The sequence below is a fragment of the Afipia sp. GAS231 genome, from assembly GCF_900103365.1.
Lineage (GTDB): Bacteria > Pseudomonadota > Alphaproteobacteria > Rhizobiales > Xanthobacteraceae > Bradyrhizobium.
Genome location: NZ_LT629703.1, coordinates 2,983,567 through 3,007,057, shown reverse-complemented (window position 1 = coordinate 3,007,057; position 23,491 = coordinate 2,983,567). Strand labels below are relative to the sequence as shown.

Here is a 23,491-nt window from a genome sequence, read left to right as displayed (position 1 = left end):
CAGCGGTTTGTTGACAGGGCTCCGGGCTTTAGGCTCAACTGTATCCGGACATATGAAGTCTTCAGCGCTTCCGACACATCGGCGCGAAGGCAGGATGCGACAGGCAATCGATAGAATTGCCGGGCATCCGGGGGAGGGAAATCATGCTGGACTTCGTTCAGCAGCTCGTCAGCGGCATCGCGCTTGGCTGCGTTTACGGCCTGATCGCGCTCGGCTTCGTGCTGGTCTACAAGGCCACCGAGGTCGTCAATTTCGCCCAGGGCGACTTGATGATGCTGGGCGGCTTTTTTGCCTACACGTTCATCGGCATACTCGGCCTCAATTACTGGATCGGATTTGCCGGCGCCGTCATCGCGATGGCGCTGTTCGGCATGCTGGCTGAACGCGTGGTGGTGCGGCCGATCCTCGGCTATCCGCAATTTTCCATCATCATGGCCACCATCGGGCTCGGCTATTTCCTGCGCTCCGTCGTCGGCATGATCTGGGGCACCGATGACTTCAAGATCGAGACGCCGTTCAGCCAGGGCGTGCTGCGGATCGGCAGCCTGGTGCTGGCCAATGACAAGCTCTCGGTGATCGCGGCGACCGTGATCCTGTGCGCGCTGCTCTATCTGTTCTTCAACCGCACCACGCTCGGCACCGCGATGCGCGCCAGCTCGGAGAACATGCTGGCCGCCTATTACATGGGCATTCCGGTCAAGCGGGTGGTTTCGATCGTCTGGGCGATCTCGGCCGCGGTCGCGACCTGTGCCGGCGTGCTGCTGGCGCCGATCACCTTCATTCATTCCAATGTCGGGCTGGTGCTGGGGTTGAAGGCGTTTCCAGCCGCCGTGCTCGGCGGCTTCGGTTCGATCCCCGGTGCTGTGGTCGGCGGCGTGATGATCGGCGTGATCGAGAGCATGGCCGGCTTCTATCTGCCGCAGGGCTGGAAGGACGTCGCGCCCTACATCGTCCTGCTGGTGGTGCTGCTGCTCAAGCCCGAAGGCCTGTTCGGGATTCATACGCGGAAGAAGGTCTGATGCGGTTCCTGTTCAAGACCGACTATGAGGATGACATCAGGCTGTTTCCGCACAGCGGCTACATCGTTTCCTATGGTGTGCTGCTGGTGTTGCTGGCGATCGCGCCGTTCGTGCTGTCGAGCTACATCGTCAGCCAATTGGTGTTCGTCTGCATCTACGCCACCGTCGGCGTCGGGCTGATGATCCTCACCGGCTTTACCGGACAGGCCTCGCTCGGCCATGCCGCCTTTCTCGCCATCGGCGCCTATACGGCGGCCTATCTGCAGCAGTTCAACGTCCCGTTTCCGGTGTATTTCCTCGCCGCGGGCCTGCTGACCGGGGTGGTCGGCGCGCTGGTCGGATTTCCCGCGCTGCGGCTGCAGGGCATCTACCTGGTGATTGCGACGATTTCCTTTGCCTTCATCGTCGAGGAAATTCTGGCGCGCTGGGAAAGCGTGACCCATGGCAATGAGGGCATGCGCGTCAAGACCATGAGCCTGTTTGGCAGCGCGGTGCCGCGCGACGGGCCTACGTTCTATTTTCTGTGTGTCGGCGTGCTGATCCTGACCATCGTCGGCACGCTCAACCTGCTGCGCTCGCCGACCGGGCGCGCCTTCGTCGCCATCCGCGACAGCGAGACCGCGGCGCGCAGCATGGGCATCAACGTATCTCTCTACAAGGTGAAGTCGTTCGCGATCAGTGCCGCGATCACCGGGTTTGCCGGCGTGCTGTTCGCCCACAAGCTGTCCTTTATCAGCCCGGAAATGTTCACGCTGCAGCTCTCGATCGAGTTCATCATCGTGATCCTGATCGGCGGCACCTTCAGCCTGCATGGCGCGGTGCTGGGCGCGATCTTCCTGGTCATGATCGACCCGTTCCTGACTTACCTCAAGGACGACATGCCCGGCATCATCGCGGGTGCGGCCGCGACCTTCGGCGCCGGCAAGGCCGCGGCGGACAGCATTCAGAGCAACGTCGCGGCGTTTGCGTCCGCCAACGGCCTCAAGGGCGCGATCTACGGCATCATCATCGTGCTGTTCGTGCTGTTCGAGCCGCTCGGCCTTTACGGGCGGTGGTTGAAGATCAAGCTCTTCTTCCAGCTGTTCCCGCTCTACAAGCGCGCCACTTTCAAGCGGCAGAAGATCTATGTGAAGTCGGAGCGGAACCGATGAGCTATTTCCGTGCGGAAAATCTCTCGTTGCATTTCGGCGGTCTCAAGGCGGTCGATTCCGTCAGCTTCGCGGTCGAGAAGGGCGAGATCCTCTCGATCATCGGCCCCAATGGCGCCGGCAAAAGTTCGATCTTCAACCTGATCTCGCGGATTTATCCGCCGACCTCAGGCAAGATCTACTTCGAGGATCAGGACATCACCGGGCAGCCGTCCTACGAGATTGCCGGCCTCGGTATTGCTCGCACCTTCCAGAACATCGAGCTGTTCGAGAATGCGACCATGCTGAGCAATCTGCTGGTCGGCCGGCATCGGCATTCCACCACCCAGCTCTGGCAGGAACTGCTGTTTCTGCCGAGCGTGCGCGCCAACGAAAAGGCGCACCGCCGCCGGGTCGAGCAGGTCATCGAGTTTCTCGATCTCGAAGCCTATCGCGACAAGCTGATCTCGGGGCTGCCCTACGGCGTCCGCAAGGTGATCGAGCTCGCGCGCGCGCTGTGCTCGGAGCCGAAACTGATCCTGCTGGACGAGCCGTCCTCCGGCCTGAACGTCGAGGAGACCAGTGACATGTCGTTCTGGATCCGCGACATGAAAACCGAGCTCGGCATCACCGTCCTGATGGTCGAGCACGACATGACGTTGGTCAATCGCGTCTCCGACCGGGTGATTGCGCTCAATTACGGCCGCGTGCTGGCGATGGGCTCACCTTCCGAGGTGCAGCGCCATCCTGATGTCGTCGCCGCCTATCTCGGCGCATGAGGATGAGGCCATGAGCGCACCCGACATCATCCTGAAGCTCAGCAACATCGAGAGCTACTACGGGCCGATCATGGCGATCAGGGGCATCAGCCTCGAGGTGCCGCGCGGCAAGATCGTCACGCTGCTCGGCGCCAACGGCGCCGGCAAGACCACGGTGCTGAAGACCATCTCCGGCATTCTCGATCCGCAAAAGGGCTCGATCGAGTTTCTGGGCAAGCCGATCCAGCGCATGGAAGCCGACAAGATCGTGCGGCTCGGCCTCAGCCATGTGCCGGAGGGGCGGGAAGTGTTTCCGTTCCTCTCGGTGCACGAAAACCTGATGATGGGCGCCTATCCGCGGAAGGATCGAGACGGCGTCACGGAGGATCTCGAGCGCGTGTTCGAATATTTCCCGCGGCTGCGCGAGCGGATCAACCAGCCGGCCGGGCAGCTTTCCGGTGGCGAGCAGCAGATGCTGGCGATCGGACGGGCGCTGATGAACCGGCCGACCTTGCTGCTGCTGGACGAGCCGTCGCTCGGGCTGTCGCCGATCCTGGTGAGGGAGATTTTCACCATCATCAAGCGCGTCAACGAGGAGCAGGGCATGTCGATCCTGCTGGTCGAGCAGAACGCCAAGGTCGCGCTGGAGACGGCGCATTACGGCTATGTGCTGGAAATCGGCCGGGTCGTGATGAACGACACCTGCGATCGGCTGATGAATTCAAAGGACATCCAGGAATTCTATCTCGGCGCCAAGGAAGAGGGCGCCCGCGGCGAGCGGCGCTGGAAGAAGAAAAAGACCTGGCGGTAGAGGCTTGGCGGCAAAGGCGTGGCGGCGGCGAAGGCATTGGCCGTAAGGATGACAGTTAAGCGCATGGCGTTCTGAACGGGTTGGGGCTAAATTCGGGGCCTGCTTCGAAAAAAGACCGGTTAACGGCGTTCGGGGCAGGCGAGAGAGGGAGGAAGGAAGCATGGCCAGACCGGCAGTGCTGACGGTCGCCGACACGATCGCAAAGAGTTTTCTGCTCGGCGTGGAGACGCGCGGCGATAAGCCTGCGATCCGCGAAAAGAAGTTCGGCATCTGGCAGCCGACGAGCTGGCGGCAATGGCTGCAGATCTCCAAAGACATCGCCTACGGCCTGCACGCCATCGGCTTCAAGCCCGGCGACGTCGCCTCGATCATTTCCAACGCGGTGCCGGAGTGGGTGTATGCCGACATGGGCATCCTCTGCGCCGGCGGTGTTTCGTCCGGGATCTATCCGACCGATTCGTCGGTCCAGGTCGAATATCTCGTCAACGATTCCGCGACCAAAGTGATCTTCGCCGAAGACGAGGAGCAGCTCGACAAGATCCTGTCCTGCCGCGCGCGGTGCCCGACCCTGCAGAAGATCATCGTGTTCGACATGGAGGGCCTCGCCGGCTTCATCGATCCGATGGTGCTGTCGCTGGCCGAATTCATGGCGCTCGGGCGCAACCACGCCCAAGGCAACGAGGCGCTGTGGGACACGATGGTCGGCGGCCGCGGCGCCAACGATCTCGCCATTCTGGTCTACACGTCGGGCACGACGGGCCCGCCGAAGGGTGCGATGCATTCCAACCGCAGCGTCACCCATCAGATGCGCCACGCCAACGACCTGTTCCCGTCGACGGATGCCGAGGAGCGGCTGGTGTTCCTGCCGCTGTGCCATGTCGCCGAGCGGGTCGGCGGCTATTACCTGTCGCTGGCGCTGGGATCGGTGATGAATTTCGCCGAAAGCCCGGAAACGGTGCCGGACAATCTGCGCGAGGTGCAGCCGACCGCTTTCCTCGCGGTGCCCCGAATCTGGGAAAAATTCTATTCGGGCATCACGATCGCCTTGAAGGATGCCACGGGATTCCAGAACTGGATGTACCGTCACGCGCTCGCCATCGGCCATCGCATGACGGTATACCGGCTGGAAGGTGACACGCCGCCGCTGTCGTTGCAGTTGGCCAATCGCGCCGCCTATTGGCTGGTGTTCCGCAACATCCGCCGCATGCTCGGGCTCGACCGCTGCCGGCTGGCCTTCACCGGTGCCGCGCCGATCGCGCCGGATCTGATTCGCTGGTATCTCGCGCTCGGCCTCGACATGCGCGAGGTCTACGGCCAGACCGAGAATTGCGGCGTCGCTACGGTGATGCCGTTCGATCGCATCAAGCTCGGTTCGGTCGGCAAGGCAGCGCCCTGGGGCGAGGTCGCGATTTCCCCGCAGGGCGAAATCCTGATCAAGGGCGATTACCTGTTCATGGGCTATCTGAACCAGCCGGAAAAGACCGCCGAGACGATCGACGCCAAGGGCTGGCTGCACACCGGCGACGTCGGCTCGATCGACAATGAAGGCTTCATCAAGATCACCGACCGGATGAAGGACATCATCATCACCTCCGGCGGCAAGAATATCACGCCGTCGGAAATCGAGAACCAGTTGAAGTTCTCGCCCTACGTTTCCGATGCCGTGGTGATCGGCGACAAGCGGCCGTATCTGACCTGCCTGGTCATGATCGATCAGGAGAATGTCGAGAAGTTCGCGCAGGATCACGACATTCCGTTCACCAATTATGCCAGCCTGTGTCGCGCGGCCGAGATCCAGGACCTGATCCAGCGCGAGATCGAGGCGGTCAACGGCAATTTCGCGCGGGTCGAGACCATCAAGCGCTTCTTCCTGATCGAGCGCCAGTTGACGCCCGAGGACGAGGAATTGACGCCGACGATGAAGTTGAAGCGCAGCTTCGTGAACCAGCGCTACGCCGCGGAGATCGACGCCATGTATCGCGAACGGGCGGTGGCGTGAGCCGCATGACCCGGAAAAGTGGAAACCGGTTTTCCGAGAGGTCATGCTCAAAAAAAGGATTTGAACCGGAATTTTTGAAAAACGGCGAAGGATCGTAAGGCCCCAGCCTTCGCTCAACACGGGCCAAGAGGAGGAGTTTGCAATGTCGAAATCGTTAAGGGTGTTGGGCCTTGCGGTGAGCGCCCTTGCGCTGACCCATCTGCCGGCCGCAGCCCAGACCAAGGTTACCAATGAAGGCATCTCGGCTAGCGAGATCGTGATCGGCACCCATCAGGACCTGTCCGGCCCGATCAAGGTCTGGGGCGTTCCGGTTTCCAACGGCATGAAGATGGCGGTCGAGGAAATCAACGCCGCGGGCGGCATCCAGGGCCGCAAGATCAAGATGATCCTCGAAGACAATGGCTACGATCCGAAGAAGGCGGTGCTGGCATCGCAGAAGATGGTCGAGCGCGACAAGATTTTCGCCATGATCGGCCCGATGGGTTCGCCGACCGTGCTCGCCGCGCAGGACATCCTGTTCGACGCCGGCGTGCTGCAACTGTTCCCGCTGACGGCGGCCGAATTCACCTTCAAGTTCGACCCGGCCAAGCCGCAGGAGCGCCTGAAGTTCAACAACCTGCTGCCCTATGTCGAGAGCACGCGGGCGGCGCTGAAATGGATGATGGAGGCCAAGAAATTCGCCAAGCCCTGCATCATGCATCAGGACGACGAGTACGGAAAGAACGTGCTTGACGGCTTCACCCAGCAGTTGGCGGCGATGAAGGTCCCGGCGGCTTCGGTGACCAGCTACAAGCGCGGCGCATCCGACTTCTCAGCGCAGGTTGCCAAGATGAAGTCCGACGGCTGCGATCTCGTCGTGCTCGGCACCGTGATCCGCGAGACCATCGGTGCGATGAGCGAGGCCAAGAAGCTCGGTTGGGACGTCACCTTCCTCGGCGCCACCCCGACCAACGTGCTCGAAGTGCCGACGCTGGGCAAGGACGCGGTCGAGGGCCTCTATGCGGCTTCCGGCTTCGAAATTCCCTACGAGGATACAGCCAAGGGCAAGGTCAAGGACTGGCTGGCGAACTACAAGAAGATGTTCGGCACCGACGCCAACACGCAGGCGATCATCGGCTACAACGCGATCGAGACCTTTGCCTTCTATGCCAACAAGGCGGGCAAGGATCTGAACGGTCAGAAGATGCTCGACGCACTGGAGGGCGGCGACAAGTTCCTCGATATCTTCAACTCGCCGCCGACCAAGTTCTCCAAGACCGATCATCTCGCCAACACCATCACCCAGGTTCAGCAGGTCCAGAAGGGCCGTTGGGTGCTGATGAAGGACGGCCTGATGTTCTGACGGGTTGGTCTCTCCTTCCAACGACAAAGGGCTGCGCGATGATCTCGCGCAGCCCTTTTTGTTTGGAGAGTGCTGTCATTCCGGGATGGTCCGAAGGACCAGACCCGGAAGTTCGAACTTCCGGGTTCGATGCTTCGCATCGCCCCGGAATGACGGTACCGTCACTTCGGCCGGATCGCGTCGGCGGTGCCCTGGATGAAGGCCTGGATCTTCACCACGTCCGCTTCCGTCAGCTTGCCCGAGAAGTCCGGCATGCCCTGGTCGCGGAACGGGCCTTTGAAGACGAAGTCCTTCAGGTTGGTGATGGTCTCCGGCGAGACGTAGCCAAGGTTCCTGACATTGCCGCCCTTGTCGACGCCGGGCACGCCGTGACAGGTGGCGCAGGCGGCGACATAGATCGCGGTGCCGTCGGGTACGTCCTTCGGGTCATACTTGACGCCCGCGAGCAGTCCCTCGGTCTGGTATTTTACGAACGACGGCAGCGGCGCCTTGCCGTCGACCGCGAAGGTATAGACCGTGCCCGGGCTCTGCAGTTCGGTGACGCGCTGCGAGATGCCGAACACGCCGCCCCAGCCGACCGCGACCGAGACATACTGCTTGCCGTCGATCATATAGGTCGAGGCCGCCGCGACCACGCCGGTTCCGGTTGGTGTCTCCCAGAGCTTTTCGCCCGAGGTGGCGTTGTAGGCGATGAAGCGTCCGTCGGCGGTGCCCTGGAACACCAGATTGCCCGCGGTGGTCAGTGTGCCGCCGTTCCACGGCGCGACATATTCGGCGCGCCAGGCTTCCTTCTGCTTGACCGGATCCCACGCCACCAGCCGCCCGAACGCCGGGGCCTTCGGCGGTTCGCCGTTGAGCACGAAGCCGACATTCCAGCCGGTGGTGCCGCCGAACTTGCCGGGCGTCGGCGCATTCTGCACGACCGATTTTTCCGGCGTCAGATTGAGCGGCACGCCCTGCGCCGGCAGATAGACGAGGCCGGTTTGCGGATTGTACGACATCGGATGCCAGTTATGGGCGCCGAACGGACCGGGAATGCTGTCGTAAGGCGCATCGCCGCGCGCTGCCGGCACTTCGATCGGCCGTCCGTTGGCGTCGTAGCCGGTGGCCCAGTTCACGTCGACGAAATTCTTCGCCGAGATGAACTTGCCGTTGGTGCGGTCGATGACGAAGAAGAAGCCGTTCTTCGGCGCATGCAGGATGACCTTGCGCGGCGCGCCGTCGATATTGATGTCGGCGAGGATCATCGGCTGGGTCGAGGTGTAGTCCCAGTGATCGCCGGGGGTTTCCTGATAGTGCCAGACGTATTGTCCGGTATCGGCATTCAGCGCCACCAGTGACGCCAGATAGAGGTTATCGCCGCCGGACGGGCTGCGCACGTTGCGATTCCACGGCGCGCCGTTGCCGGTGCCGATGAAGACGAGGTTCAAATCAGGATCGTAGGTCATGGTGTCCCACGGCGTGCCGCCGCCACCATTGAGCCAGTATTTGCCCGAGGGATCCCAGGTCTTGGCGGCCGCTTCCATCGAAGCGTCTTCGAACGGCTTTGACGGATCGCCGGGCACCGTGAACCAGCGCCAGGCCTGGTTGCCGGTCTCGGTGTCGTAGGCCGTGACGTAACCGCGCGCGCCATATTCCGCGCCGCCCTGGCCGATCACGACCTTGCCGTTGAAGGCGCGCGGCGCGCCGGTGATGGTGTAGGAATGATCGTGATCGATCAGGGTGTCCTTTTCCCACACCTTGGCGCCGGTGGCCGCATCGAGCGCGATCAGCCTGCCGTCATAGGCGGCGACGAACACCTTGCCCTTGTAGACCGCGACGCCGCGGTTGACGACGTCACAGCAGCCTTTGTAGCCCTTCTCGCGATCGACGCCGGGATCGTAACCCCAGATCTTCTTGCCGGTGCGCGCATCGATGGCGTGCACCACGCTCCACGACGCGGTCTGGTACATGATGCCGTCGACCACGACCGGCGTCGCCTCGACGCCGCGCGACGACTCGAGGCTGTAGCTCCACACCAGTCCCAGTTTCTTGACGTTGTCGGTATTGATCTGGTTGAGCTTGGAAAAGCGGGTCTCGGCGTAGTCGAGGCCAATGGTCGGCCAGTCGTTCGATGTCGCCGTGTTGGCCTTGATGGAGGCGCTGTCGACCGCCGAGGTGACGGCCTTGATATGATCGGCGGATCCCTTGGTTTGCGCCAAGGCCGTGCCGGCGGATAGCGCAAGACCGAGACCGATCGCGATTGCGGCCTGCGTTAGACGCGCGGGCCGGTGCAGGCTGGCGGTGACTTCGGGGAAAAAGCGGCAAGCGGAATCAACGCGCGGCGAACGTGTCATTCGTATCCCTCCCAACGATCTCTAGCGGATCTGTCGCGATGGTATGCCGGTGTGAATGACGGCGTCAATCAGAGGTGGAGAACGAAAATAAAAAGAGAAAATTTGTGTCGTCATGTTTTCGCCAAACGGAATGCGGCGCGCATCCGGATGCGGCGCGCATCCGGATGCACCGCAGCATCGTGGGGCGATTCAAATTGAGTGAGATCCGGTATTTTGTATGCAAGCCTGTGCGCCACGACGTGGTGCGCACTGTTTACGGACCGCGCAGTGCGACCCCGAGTTCGATCGGCTGCAACGCCGGCGTATTGCAGCGCCAGCCGTCGCCGGTTTTCTGAAACGCGAACGATTTTTCGATCCGCAGCCGGTGCGCGATCGGCATGCTCTCGCGGTTTCCCGGCGCGGACTTGGCCTGCCCCGATCGCAGGTCCCAGCAGGTCCCGGTGCAGTTCGAGGCGACCGGGCTGCAGACGGCGAATGGCGACAGCACCTTCATCTCGACTTCGGCGGTGACCAGCGCCTGTTCCGCCGACACCTCGGTGTCGATCTGGATGATGCGGCTGACCCGCAGGAAATCGCCGCAGGTATTGGCGGCGTGAATCTGCGCGACGCAGAGATCGACCGCGTCTTCGTCCGGAGTTGCCGCGACGGTCGATCGGCTGAACACCCGTTTCGGATCGCCTTTGGCCGCGATCATCTCGGCGATCTTGCGGTTGATTTGGGCCGACAGGCATGTCTCCGCGGGCAGCAATTCGGCCAGCGGCACGTTGTCCTTGTCGTCCAGGTCGCATTTGCGGTCGCGCGAACGAACCCACCTGGCATACTCGCTGAACGCAGCATTGGCCTCGTCCTCTTTCAGCTTGCCGGCCAGAGCGAGAACATGGCCGTTGAGTTCCTTGTCGGCGATCGCCAAATCGGGATCGCCGCAGATCAGCATGCCGGCGGTGGTGCTGTTGGCGAGGCAATCGAAATTCGGATCGTTCAGGATCGCGATTCGCTCTTCGGTTTGCTTCAGCAGGCAGGCCTTGACCGGGGCGACCTGCAGGTTTGCCGTGCTTTGTCGGTCGAAGATTCCGCAACTCAGGTTGCGGCTTGCGATCCATTCGACATTCTCTTCGATCGCCATCCGGCGGTCGGCGATCCGGTTCAGCCGCTCCTGCACCGCGACGTTCAGCCGCGTGCCGGCGCTCCGCAGTTCGGGATCGCCACAGAATAGTTGCGCCGCGGTGTCCCTGATCTCGGCGCAGCGATTGGTCTCGAACAGCGGCAGGGCGTCGCGCAGCGAACGGTCGGATTCGGGCGTACCTTCGGCGCGGACGGAAAACGCCGTCCCGATCAGGGCTGCCGCGGCAGCCAGCATGATGATGCGCATTCGGAAGCCCGCCCCAGCGAAGACCAGGAGAGGCGACGCAAAGGCTGCAAAAAGCAACCTCGCGCCGTGATGGCCTCTCAGCCTTCGCCGCGCAATGAAATTGCTGGGGGGATGTTTGTCAATCGGCTTGCGCCGGGACCTCGCCGGCGGACACGATCTGGCCGGGGCGGACGAGCGAACTCACGGCAAGCGGTACTGCAGGGACCGGCCCGGTCGCGTTGGCGAGCAGGGGCGTGTCGGCGTATCGCATCACCTGTTGCTGGTCGATCACGAAGGTCGGCCGGTAATTCTTGATATTGGTATCCTCGACCATCATCATGCGGTTGTTATCCAGCGTTAGCCAGCGGCCATCGAGCCGTGCGGCGGCCACCGCGTGATCCTCGGCATGGATGGTGTCGTGCATGACCACGATTCGCAGGTCGTCGGGCGCGATGCCGGCGAGGCGCAACGCGACGTATTTCGCGATCGCGTAGTCCTCGCAATCGCCGCCGCCCCTGGCGAGCGTCGCCAGCGGCGAACTCCAGACGTCGATCTGGCCATATTGGGTGAAATCGCTCACCGGGCGGATCGCGAGGTTGATCGCGCGATTGACCTCGCCGATCCGGGCGCGGCCTTCGCGAAGCCTGGCGGCATCGACAATGGCGAGAAATTTCAGCGCGGCCGGCGACGCGCAGCGGTCGGGATCGCCCTCGCACAGCGCGAGCTGCACCAATTCATCTTCGAGACGGCGTTGCACGCCCTGCCATTTGTCGTAGAGCCCGCCATAGGTGAGGGAGGCTGCGGAAAGCCCGAACGGCTCGGCCGACTTCCGGATCAGGGTCGCAGGCCCCGGCGAAAGCAACGTTCCGGCAGTTACGGGTGCGCCGGGTCCGAACCAGGCCACGCCACAGGCAACGATAAGCGCACGCAACGCACGGAATTGAACCGACTTCACCATCTGACGCCTCTCGCCCGGGCATCGGCAGGTTTGTAGAGCCTGCACGTGACCGGGTCATTTCGCTGGCGTCAGGATGGGTGGGGGAGGTTTTCGTCTGCTTAAGACCGGAGGGTGCTGGCCGGAAAGCAAGAAACGGCCTAAAGGTGGTCTCGCCGGAATCGGTAGAATTTTATCGGTTGTTGCGGCGCACACGGGTTTCCGTGCAACAGGCTTGCCTTAACTGCGCCTTATCCTTGATTTCCAGTTAATATGGCTAATTCGTTAAGAATCGCGTGATTTGTTACCTCGCTCACAGTTTCAACTTGAAAAATGTCGTCAAATTGCAGTGCGGCATTCGAGGAAAGAAGTGAGAAGTATAGGCTTCACATTTTATACTTCGAATACCACAGTATTGTTACTTCAACCTCGAAGGTAACGGTGTATTGTTGCCGTTGTGGCATCTAATACTTGCTACTTTCTAAGGAATCTCAAGAAGACCGGGTCTTGGGTGGCTCGGCCGACTTGGCTTGCACAAGCAATGGATAGTTTCGGAACAAACGTTCCGATGATATGCAAGCTTAGACAATTGATATTGTATAAGATTTAACCATAGCGGCGACGGTGCCATTTTGAGCTTGGCCGGCAAATTCACCGACCTGACGCCTGACGCCCAGGGTGCTCACCCCGGCTCGCACCTCTATTCGGGAACCGTTTCGGGCCATGCGCCGGCCGACGCTATTGTTATTTCTGATGCGCACCTGCTTTTCACCGGCGACTTCAAGCGTGCCGGCGTCGATCTCGTCGTGTCCGGCGACGGCCATGAAGTGGTCCTGCATGATTACTTCAAGGGCGAGAAGCGCGCGGCGCTGGCTTCTCCCGATGGCGCCCATCTCACCGGCGACATTATCAACGCGCTGACCGGGCACACCCAGTTTGCGCAGGCCGACGGCAGCGCCAGCGTGGCCCAGGTCATCGGTCACGTCACCAAGCTGACGGGAACCGCGACCGCGATCCGCAACGGCGTGTCGATCATCCTGAACCAGGGCGACAACGTCAACAAAGGCGACGTAGTCGCGTCCGGATCCGATTCGACGCTCGGCATCACCTTCATCGACGGCACCGTGTTCGGTCTGGCGTCGAACGCCAAGATGGTGCTGAACGAGATGATCTACGACCCCAACGGGTCGGACAACAAATCGCTGATCAGCCTGGTGCAGGGCACCATCTCGTTCGTCGCCGGCGCCACCGCCAAGCATGGCGACATGAAGGTCGACACGCCGGTCGCCACCATGGGCATCCGCGGCACCGCGGTGCTGGTCGAGATCGACTTCACGGTGCCCGCCAACGGTAGCGCGCCGCCGGCGAAATTCCAGGTGCTGGTGGAGCCGGACGGCACCACCGGCTCCTACATCCTGTTCGACAAGACCACGCTGACGCCGATCGCGACCGTCAACCAGGCGGGAACGCAGACGATCGTCAACGGCCAGGGCGGCGTCAACTTCCTGTCATCGGCGCAACTGTCGGCCGACGCGCAAAAGATCATCACCGACGTCTTTGCGCTGAAGTTTTCCGACCTCAACAACCCGAATACCAAGACCGCCACCAATTTCACCGACTCGATCACTCAGCAATTCCTGACCCTCAAAACGGCGAGCGGCGAGGACGTGGCTGTCAAGGTGTTGACGGTCAACGTTGCAGACAAGGCAACCGACCCGTCCAAGAGCGCCAATCCGAGCAGCCGCGATCATATTCCCGGGCCGCCGGAGGTTGTCACCCACGACGGCACCACCGCCGAACGCACGCTGACCACCGGCAGCGCCGCGATCGACAGCGTGAGCGGCACGGTCGCCTATGCCGACATCAACCCGGGCGACGTTCCGACCGTCTCGACCAAGTTCACTTCCTTTACCTATCAGAACGCTGGCCACACCGACGTCACCGCGACGCTGACCGCGGCGCAACTGGCGGCGATCCATGCCGTCGAAGCGCCGCTGGTCGTGACGCAGGATCCGACCAGCATCAATCACGGCGTGGCTACCTGGACCTACAACATCGCCGACGGCGCCTTCGACTTTCTCGCCGCCGGCGAAGTGTTGACGCTGACCTACACCGCGCATGTCGACAACAACTTCGCGCTGAACAACGAATCCAAGGAAGTTACGTTCACGATCACGATCACCGGCACCAACGATGCGCCTGTGATCACCACCGGGCCACAGCACATTTCGTTTACCGGCGGCACCACGACGCCGGGCCCCTTCCTGACGACGGGCGATGCCACCTCGGGAACGCTGTCCTTCACCGATGTCGACCTCACCGATACCCATACGGTCTCGACGAAGCTGACCAGCGCCTTGCTTTCCGGCGCCGAGATTTCGACGCTGGCGCCGGCTCCCCTGAAAATATTCGAAACTGCACTCACCGCATCGATCGCGGCCGGCAACGACAGCACCCAGAAGAATACCGGAACGATCGGCTGGGCGCTGGCGGATCTGCGCGCATATCTTGCTGATTTCGTGCCACCGGGAGACACGCTCACCCTGGTCTACACCGTAACGGTGACGGACTCGCAGGGAGCGACATCCACGCAGGACATCACTGTCACGATCACCGGCAACAACACGCCGGCGGTGGTCTGGATCGCCACAACGCAGTCCGGCTCGACCGGAGACTGGAACGACGCGGCGAATTGGGAAACCGGAAACGTTCCCACGGGAACGGATGATGCCATCATCATCACCAATCAGTTGCAGAAACTGACACCCTTTTATCCGGTCACGATCAATGCCGCGGCCTTCGCCAAGACCGTGACCATGAACGACTTCGGGACCACGCCCCCGGAGCTGGATAACAACAGCACGCTGCAGATTAGCGGTGCGTTCGATCTGCTCGCCGACTCGATTGTCAAGAATACCGGTACGATCAGCGTCGGCGGCGCCATCGAGGTCCAGGGTACCAGTCAGCTTACCAACTCGGGTACACTGAACCTCGCCCAGGGCGGCGACTTCAAAGACAGCAGCAGCGTTACCAATCTCACCGGCGGCGTCGTCGATCTGACGGGCGGTATCCTGACCGACTATATCGCCATCATCAACGGCGGGCTGATCAAGGTAGAGAGCGGCGCGAAGCTGGTGTTGAATGGCGGTAGCATCGACGGCGGTTCGATCACCAGCTTCGGCACCATCGAGATCTCCGGCACCGGCAGCATCACCAACGACATCTTCGGCAACCATCAGCTGACGGTGGACCCCGGCCGGATGCTGACCATCGATGGCACCACCATCACCGGCGGCGCGGTCAGCAACACCGGCGCGACGCTAACTGTCTCCAGCGGCAAGATCGCGACCCTGAACGACGTCACGATCAGCGGCGGCGCCATCAACGGCACCGGCACCATCGACGTGACGGTGGCCTCGACGATCAACGGCGGCGCGACGCTGAGCACCGGCAATGTGACGGCGGACGCCCAACTGACGCTCGACGGCGTGACGGTCGACGGCAGCACCATCACCGACAATTCGAGCGTCGAGACCGACCACACCGTGAAGCTGCAGGGCGGCGCCACCATCAAGGGCGTCTCGGCGGCCTCGAAGGGTGCGGTCACCAACAACGGCACGCTGGAGATCTCTGGCCCGGCGACGCTCCAGGACGACACCGTCACCAATGCCGGCACGGTCAAGGTCGATGGCAGCACGACGCTGGCGCTAAAGGACACCACGATCAGCGGCGACGCCATCAACGGCACCGGCACCATCGACGTGACGGTTGCCTCGACGATCAACGGCGGCGCGACGCTGAGCACCAGTTCGGTGACGGCGGACGCCCAACTGAAGCTCGACGGCGTGACGGTCGACGGCAGCACCATCACCGACAATTCGACGGTCGAGACCGACCACACCGTGAAGCTGCAGGGCGGCGCCACGATCAAGGGCGGCGCGGTCACCAACAACGGGACGCTGCAGGTCACCGGTCCGGCGACGCTGCTCAACGACACCGTCAGCAACGGCGGCACGATTCAGGTCGATGACACGTTGACGCTGAAGAACACCACGATCGGCGGCGGCGCGGTCGACGGCGCCGGCACCATCGACGTGGCAGTGGCGAGCACCATCAACGGCGGCGCGACGCTGAGCACCAGTTCGATGACGGCGGACGCCCAACTGAAGCTCGACGGCGTGACGGTCGACGGCAGCACCATCACCGACAATTCGAGCGTCGAGACCGACCACACCGTGAAGCTGCAGGGCGGCGCCACCATCAAGGGCGGCGCGGTCACCAACAACGGGACGCTGCAGGTCACCGGTCCGGCGACGCTGCTCAACGACACCGTCAGCAACGGCGGCACGATCCAGGTCGATGACACGTTGACGCTGAAGAACACCACGATCGGCGGCGGCGCGGTCGACGGCGCCGGCACCATCGACGTGGCAGTGGCGAGCACCATCAACGGCGGCGCGACGCTGAGCACCAGTTCGGTGACGGCGGACGCCCAACTGAAGCTCGACGGCGTGACGGTCGACGGCAGCACCATCACCGACAATTCGAGCGTCGAGACCGACCACACCGTGAAGCTGCAAGGCGGCGCCACCATCAAGGGCGCCTCGAGCGCATTGCTTGGTGCGGTTACCAACAACGGCACACTTGAAGTCTCGGGATCGGCGACGCTGCAGGACGACAGCGTCAACAACAACAACGGCACGATCCAGGTCGACGGCGGCCAGATCCTGACGTTGAACGACGTTACGATCAGCGGCGGCACGATCAACGACTACAGTACCGATGCCGCTTCTCACATTCTCGGCGGCAATATCGAGGTGGCCGGCGACAGTACGATCAAGAATGCCAGCCTCAACAACGGCAGCCTCAAGATCGATCATGGGATCAAGCTCACGCTCGACCATGTCGCCGTATCGGGCACGAGCATTGAGGTAGATGGAAGCGCCGGTCCGGTAGGTCAGCTCGTCTTGGACAACGGAACCACGGTCACGGGCAGCCAGCTGACGGTCGATGCCGGCGACGCTTTGATGCTGAACGGCAGCAGCATCACCGGCGGAGCGATCGCCAGTTCCGGCATCATCGACAATGTTACGGGCCTCAGCACGATCACCGCGCATGTCACCAATACCGGGACCATCGAAGTTGTCAGCGGTACGCTGGATCTTGCGGGTGGACTGAGCGGAGCGGGAACGGTCATCATTGATGCCGGCGCAACGCTGCAACTCGCCGGGGCGGACGGTCAGACATTTACCTTCACGGGCGATGGCGCCGTGCTCGAGCTCGATTCGACCGCCCTTCAGTTTATCGGGACGATCGCCGGACTTTCGTCGGTCGGTGGCGCCTTCTCGATCACCGGGACGGGCAGCATCGTCACAACGACCGGCGATGCGCTCGACTTTACTTCGTCGGGAGGCACGTCGCTCGATCCCGCCAAGGTGACATTGACGCCAGGCGGCACGATCAACGGCGCTGCGAACGGCATCGTCGTGGTCCAGAACGGGTTCGGCGATATCGCGGTCGATCCCACAGGCAGTGTCACGGGCAAGGCCGGCGACGGCATCATCGCGCGGATCGGCGCGAACGGTTCCGGCAAGATCGACGTCGAGACCGCCAAGAGCATCACCGGGACCGGCGCGGGATCGATCGGGATTTTGGCCGAGAACCTCGACGCGGCCAACGCCGGCAAGGTCACGGTCACGCAACTCGGCGGCGTCAGCGGCGGCCAGAACGGCATCAAGGCGGCCACCCAGGGCAGCGGCGATATCGCGATCGAATCCGCGGGCGCCGTCACGGCGGGCGTGCAATTCGGCATTCGCGCCGAGGACTACGGCACCGGCAGCATCTCCGCGGTCACGGATCCGGGCAGCGTCATCAATTCCGGCGGCACCGGCATCAGCCTTGTCAATTTCGACGCGGCCATCGGGTCTGCGTTCCACAGCACGATCGCACTTACCGCAAACGGCTCGATCAACTCCGGCACGACCAGCAATCTGAACGGCTCGTCTCCCGCCGGCATCAATGCAGGCTATTATTCACTCAACGGTACTCCGACGACCGGTGTTTACGGCGACGTCACCGTCACCAATTCCGCCACGATCACGGCCGCCGCCGGCGACGGCATCCGCGCCTTCAATTACGGGGTCGGCAACGTCACGGTTGACGATAGCGCCGGCGATATCACCGCGCTGGGCCTGACCAACACGCCCATCGGGGATGGCGTGGGCATCGGGGCCTATAATTACGGCACGGGCAATGTCAGCGTCAGCACCGCCGACGGGATCACCATCCACTCCGGCGGTTCGGGCATCTCGGCGAACAGTTCCGCCGCTGCGGCGCCGTCCACCTCCCAGGTTTACGTTCTCGCCCGCGGGACCATCACCTCGGGATCGATCCGCAGCGGCAGCGGTGACCCCGCGGCTGGTATCCTCGCCGGATATTATCTCGATGGAGCTGTGCACAATAATGTGCATGGCAATGTCATCATCGACGACTACGCATCGATTACCGCGGCTGCCGGCACCGATGGCATCCGCGGGTACAATTGGGGCACAGGCACGGTCACGATCACGGTTGAAGACGGTGCCGTCATCAACGGCCCGCGTTTCGGCGTTGGCGCATTCGGGAAGGATGGCGGCAACGTCAGCATCACCAATCACGGCTCGGTCACCGGCGGTGTGGCGGCGATCGACGCCCAGACCACCGGCGCCGCTACGGCGACGATCGACAATTTCGGTCATCTGACCGGCAATATCATCGCGCGAAATGCGACGTTCACCAACGAACTCCACGGCGATTGGTCGCTGGACGGGACCAGCACCTTTACGGGCGTCAGCACCCTTGCCAATGCAGGAACCATCGAAAGCAGCCACACCTCGGTTATTTCGGGGCTCTCCTCCCTCACCAACGACGGCACGATCGAGGTGACCGGCGGCAGCTTGAAGATCTCCGGCTCGATCTCCGGCGCCGGCTCGGTCAAGATCGACGGCGGCGCCACGTTCGAACTCAACGGCTCCGACAGCCAGACGGTCGCGTTCAACGGCGACAATGCCGTGTTCAAGATCGATGGCTCAAGCTTTGGCGGCAGCATCGTCGGCTTCGCCGCGACCGACGAAATCGACCTGCAAAGCATCGCCTACGATGCGACGACCACCGCGACCTTTGTCAACGGCGCGCTGACGATCTTCCATGGCAACGATTCGATCGCCATGACGCTGGTCGGCGACTACAGCCACGCGCACCTGGCGGGGGCCGGCGACGCGACGCACACATTGATCACCTTCAACGCCGCGGACGACGCGCCGGCCTTCGCCGAAACGTCGGAAACGGGTTCGATTGACGAGCAGTTGACCACGACCCGATCGTCGGCTCCGGATTCGGTTGGCGGCACGTTGCACTTCTCCGATATCGACTTGCTGGACCGGCCGACCGCGACCGTCACGGCTCAATCCGTGAGCTGGATCGCTGCCAATCACGTCACCGACCTCGGGCCGCCGCCGGAACTCACGGCCATCGAGAATGCGCTGACGCTGACGCAGTTGGGCAACACCAACAACGGAACCGTCGGCTGGACCTATTCGATTGCCGACGATTTGCTGGATTTCCTGGCCGAGGGCGAGACGCTCACGATCACCTCAACGGTCACGTTGAACGACAAAGAGGGCAAGACCACCGACGCGACGGTGACTGTGACCATCACTGGCCACAACGACGCGCCGGAGATCAATGCGGCGACGACCGTCGCCGCCGGTACGGTGTCGGAGGGCGACCCGACGCATGGCGCCGAGATGACGGCGACCGGAACCATCACCTATACGGACGTGGACACGACCGACACGCACGCGTTCTCGCTGTCGGGCGCTGCCGCGTCGTACGGCACCGCCAGCGTCGATCCGGTCACCGGGCAGTGGACCTACACGGTCAGCGACAGCGGCGCGGTGGACGCGCTTGCGGCCGGCGAGCATCTGGCCGACAGCTTCACGGTCCAGGTCGCCGACAATCACGGCGGCAGCACCACGCAGCTGGTGAGCATCGACATCGTCGGCACCAACGACGCGCCGGTGATCAACGCGGCGACGACGGTCGCCAGCGGTACGGTGTCGGAGGGCGACCCGACGCATGGCGCCGAGATGACGGCGACCGGGACGATCACCTACACCGACGTCGACACGTCAGACACGCATTCGTTCTCGCTGTCAGGCGCCGCAGCGTCGTACGGCACGGCCAGCGTCGATCCGGCTACCGGCAAGTGGACCTACACGGTCAGCGACAGCGGCGCGGTGGACGCGCTTGGGGCCGGCGAGCATCTGGCCGACAGCTTCACGGTCCAGGTCGCCGACAATCACGGCGGCAGCACCACGCAGCTGGTGAGCATCGACATCGTCGGCACCAACGACGCGCCGGTGATCAACGCGGCGACGACGGTCGCCAGCGGTACGGTGTCGGAGGGCGACCCGACGCATGGCGCCGAGATGACGGCGACCGGGACGATCACCTACACCGACGTCGACACGTCAGACACGCATTCGTTCTCGCTGTCAGGCGCCGCAGCGTCGTACGGCACGGCCAGCGTCGATCCGGCTACCGGCAAGTGGACCTACACGGTCAGCGACAGCGGCGCGGTGGACGCGCTTGGGGCCGGCGAGCATCTGGCCGACAGTTTTACGGTCAAGGTAGCCGATAATCACGGCGGCAGCACCACGCAGCTGGTGAGCATCGACATCGTCGGCACCAACGACGCGCCTGTGGCGAATAATTTCTCGATCTCCAACGCGGCGCCCTCCGGCGCCGGGTGGATACTTGATACCGAAAACGGTCATTACTATCGCCTGGTCACGACCAGTTTGAGCTGGAGTAATGCCAACGCCGCAGCGCAGAGCGATGGTGCCTATCTTGCCACCATCACGAGCCAGGCCGAGCAGGACTTCGTCGCGACGCTCGCGACGGGAAATCGTGCATGGCTCGGCGGCGGAGCTACCGATGATGACACCGGCGCGGGCCATTTCACCTGGTTGACGGGGCCTGAAGCAGGAACCGCTTTCGACTATACGCACTGGCGCGCGGGCGAACCCAATGGGGGCTTCGGCGCAACCGAATATGTTCATATCGAGGGTGTCGATGATTCTCCCAACGGCGGCTGGAACGATGCGCCGGATGCCGCGGGCGGTCGCGACTTTGTCGAGGAATGGGGCGGCCAGACCGGCCAGGAGGCCTTCCGCGAGGATACCGGCACCACGCTGACCACCGCGCAACTGCTCGCCCACGCCACCGATGTCGACTCCACGCTGACGGTCGCCTCCGTCAGTTCCACCAGCGCGCATGGCGGTACCGTCAGCCTCAACGGCAACATCGTCACCTATCATCCGGCCGCCAATTACAACGGCGCTGACAGCTTTGCCTACACGGTCACGGACGGCAGCCTGACCTCGACGGCAACGGTGTCGTTCAATGTCGCAGCCGTCAACGACGCGCCGGTGGCTTCGGCGCCTTCGGCGCATTACAGCGCGACCGCACAGCGCGATCTCAGCCTGCATAATACCGGGCTTTCCGTCAGCGACGTCGACGGCGGCAGCGGGATCGAGACCGCGACGCTGTCAGCCAGCCAGGGCATCATCACGATCGGCGCCGGCGACAGCGGCGTCACCAACGTCACCGGCAACGGTTCCGGTTCGGTGTCGTTCTCCGGTACGGTCGCGCAGATCAACGCGCTGCTCAACAGCGGCACCGGCACCGTCGTCTACAATGACAATGCCGGCCCATCCGCGGCAACCGTCGCGCTGACGCTGGCGATTCACGACAACGGCAATACCGGCGGCGGCGATCTCTCCGCCAGCGCCAGTTCGACCATCGACGTGGCGTCGTCAGGATCGGCCATCCAGCTGGTCGACGCGACCTTCCTCGGCGGCGCCGGCGACCAGGCCGCGACGGCGGTCACCTATAATGGCGGTCACCTGTATCTGACCTACAACGCACCGATCACGCAGACCTCGTCCGATCACTCAACGGTCGTGGGCTTTACCACCGGTTCCGGCGCGCCGACGCAGAATTTCTCGGATTCCTGGTCCTACGGGTTCTTCGCCGGCGTCGCCGCCGATGCCAGCACGATTTATGCGGTCGGCGGCAGTCATCCGAGCGCGGGCCTGACGCACGACAGCGTCGGCGGACAAGAAGACAAGTCCATCCTCGCGCTCTTCAACACCAATGGCACCGCGGGCGGCAGTCCCGCCCCGGCAACCGGCTATGCCGCGAACAATTTCTTTGGCTATAACGGCGTCGAGTTGTTCCAGAACGTCCTCGCCACCACGCAGGACGGCAACACCGTCCTCTACGCCCTCGGTTCCGGCCAGCCGCAAAGCTATAGCGGGTACATCATCGCCGAATACAACAGCAGCGGCACTCTGCTGCATTCTGTCGCCGATTCTCTGGCTTCGCCTTCGAATCCGGGCGGCTCAAACGCCAGCGCCGCAGTCGATTGGAACGGCGCAATCTGGGTGGTCGGCTCTTCCTCCCATCCGAACCTGGGTGACACATACGGGCATGCGACGGTCTGGACCGCCAGCCACAACCTCAGCTCGGTCGTCATGCACGAGGATAACACGGCAGGAGCGTCGGCAGGGTTCAACGGTGTCGCGACCATTGGCAATGAGCTCTACGCCGTCGGCAACGTCAACAGCAACGGCGGCGACTTCCTGATCGCCAAGTACAATACCGATGGTTCGATCGCCTGGAGCGAGAGCTTCGGCGGCAGCGGCGCCGATGCGCTTACCGGCGCGGTTGCGCTCGATGGTCATCTCTATGTCGTCGGCTCGACCACCAGCGGCGGCAATACCGACGGCGTGCTGATGGAGATCAACACGGCGGACGGAAGCGTCGTGTCGACCACCACCTATGGCGGCGCACTGTATGATGCCTTCAACTCGATCACGACTGACGGACATAATCTCTATGTCGCGGGCGAATCGAAGAGCTTCACCAATGGCGGCAACGGCGCCGGCCAGGACGATGCGATCCTTCTGACCTACAGTCCCAACCATGCCCCCGTAATTTCGACCGACCAGTTCCATGTCACCGAGAATCACGACAACGGCACGACGACGGTTTCCGGTTTGTACGTTTCCGATGCCGACTCTTCCGACACCTTCACGCTGAGCGCGACAACAGGCGCGGCTCCGGAAAGCACCGTGACGCCGTCGGCGACGGGGCCGGGAGCTACCCTGGCGGACATCAACACGGCGCTGAGCCACGGCATCGTCTACAACCCCGACCCCGATACTGACGGCGACCAGCCGAACACCGACTCGGTCACGTTCACCGTCACCGACAGCTTCGGCGCCTCCGACACGGTGCATTTCATCTTCAACCAGGGCGACACGGGCGACACCAATTTGATAGGGACTGCCGGCAAGGACGTTATTTTTACGACCGGCAATAACGACACGCTCACCGGTGGCGCGGGCGCCGACCAGTTCGTGTTCAAGCCCTCATCCAATGCCAATTCCGACACGATCACCGATTTTACGCCGGGTCAGGACCACATCGACCTGCGGGCATTCTCAGGCACCGTCAACTCGTCCAACCTCTCGGCCTGGCTGACAACTCACGCCAGCGTGTCGCCGACAAATTCCGCTGATGTCCTCGTCACGCTGGACGGCAACGACGCCGTTACCCTCAAGAACGTGGCCCTCAACAACCTGCATGTGGGCGACTTCATCGTGTCGCCGCATATTACCTAGCGCCGCGATTTGCGATTTCGCGCTAATTCCGTGACACCGACATCATCCGGCTTGTCTGACGGCGCCGGTTAAGCCATCAATCGATGCC

At 62.7% G+C, this 23,491-nt stretch carries 10 protein-coding genes; 7 read left to right on the top strand and 3 right to left on the bottom strand.

Annotated elements, in window-relative coordinates; genetic code table 11:
• Window positions 1-143: 143 nt before the first annotated feature.
• The 6 genes from BLS26_RS14250 (at window position 144) to BLS26_RS14225 (ending at window position 7,056) form a co-directional block, all read left to right on the top strand.
• On the top strand, window positions 144-1,019 hold the full coding sequence (locus BLS26_RS14250) for a branched-chain amino acid ABC transporter permease (RefSeq protein WP_092512055.1): 876 nt from the start codon (window positions 144-146) through the stop codon (window positions 1,017-1,019).
• Complete coding sequence (locus BLS26_RS14245; protein ID WP_092512053.1) at window positions 1,019-2,170, top strand: branched-chain amino acid ABC transporter permease; 1,152 nt, start codon at window positions 1,019-1,021, stop codon at window positions 2,168-2,170. The genes BLS26_RS14250 and BLS26_RS14245 overlap by 1 nt, the downstream gene beginning before the upstream one ends.
• Window positions 2,167-2,925: an ABC transporter ATP-binding protein gene (locus tag BLS26_RS14240; RefSeq protein WP_092512051.1), complete on the top strand. Its 759-nt coding sequence runs from the start codon at window positions 2,167-2,169 to the stop codon at window positions 2,923-2,925. The genes BLS26_RS14245 and BLS26_RS14240 overlap by 4 nt, the downstream gene beginning before the upstream one ends.
• A 10-nt stretch (window positions 2,926-2,935) precedes the next feature.
• Window positions 2,936-3,715 carry an ABC transporter ATP-binding protein gene (locus BLS26_RS14235; RefSeq protein WP_092518038.1) on the top strand — a complete coding sequence of 260 codons (780 nt, stop codon included), beginning with the start codon at window positions 2,936-2,938 and terminating at the stop codon, window positions 3,713-3,715.
• Window positions 3,716-3,875: 160 nt separating this feature from the next.
• A complete protein-coding gene (locus BLS26_RS14230; protein ID WP_092512049.1) occupies window positions 3,876-5,714 on the top strand; it encodes a long-chain fatty acid--CoA ligase in 1,839 nt (612 codons plus the stop codon).
• A gap of 142 nt (window positions 5,715-5,856) precedes the next feature.
• Complete coding sequence (locus BLS26_RS14225) at window positions 5,857-7,056, top strand: ABC transporter substrate-binding protein (protein ID WP_092512047.1); 1,200 nt, start codon at window positions 5,857-5,859, stop codon at window positions 7,054-7,056.
• A gap of 161 nt (window positions 7,057-7,217) precedes the next feature.
• Here BLS26_RS14225 and BLS26_RS14220 read toward each other — a convergent pair whose 3' ends face one another.
• From BLS26_RS14220 to BLS26_RS14210, 3 genes are all read right to left on the bottom strand, one after another.
• Window positions 7,218-9,392 (bottom strand): PQQ-dependent dehydrogenase, methanol/ethanol family, encoded by a 2,175-nt coding sequence (locus tag BLS26_RS14220; protein ID WP_092512045.1) that lies wholly within the window; start codon window positions 9,390-9,392, stop codon window positions 7,218-7,220.
• 253 nt (window positions 9,393-9,645) lie between these two features.
• Complete coding sequence (locus BLS26_RS14215) at window positions 9,646-10,761, bottom strand: lysozyme inhibitor LprI family protein (protein WP_092512043.1); 1,116 nt, start codon at window positions 10,759-10,761, stop codon at window positions 9,646-9,648.
• A gap of 118 nt (window positions 10,762-10,879) precedes the next feature.
• Window positions 10,880-11,698, bottom strand: coding sequence for a transglutaminase-like cysteine peptidase (locus tag BLS26_RS14210; protein WP_092512041.1), 819 nt, complete (start codon window positions 11,696-11,698; stop codon window positions 10,880-10,882).
• Between the two features lie 614 nt (window positions 11,699-12,312).
• Here BLS26_RS14210 and BLS26_RS14205 point away from each other — a divergent pair.
• Window positions 12,313-23,403, top strand: a complete 11,091-nt coding sequence (locus BLS26_RS14205; RefSeq protein WP_092512039.1) for a VCBS domain-containing protein — start codon at window positions 12,313-12,315, stop codon at window positions 23,401-23,403.
• The last annotated feature ends 88 nt before the right edge of the window (window positions 23,404-23,491 follow it).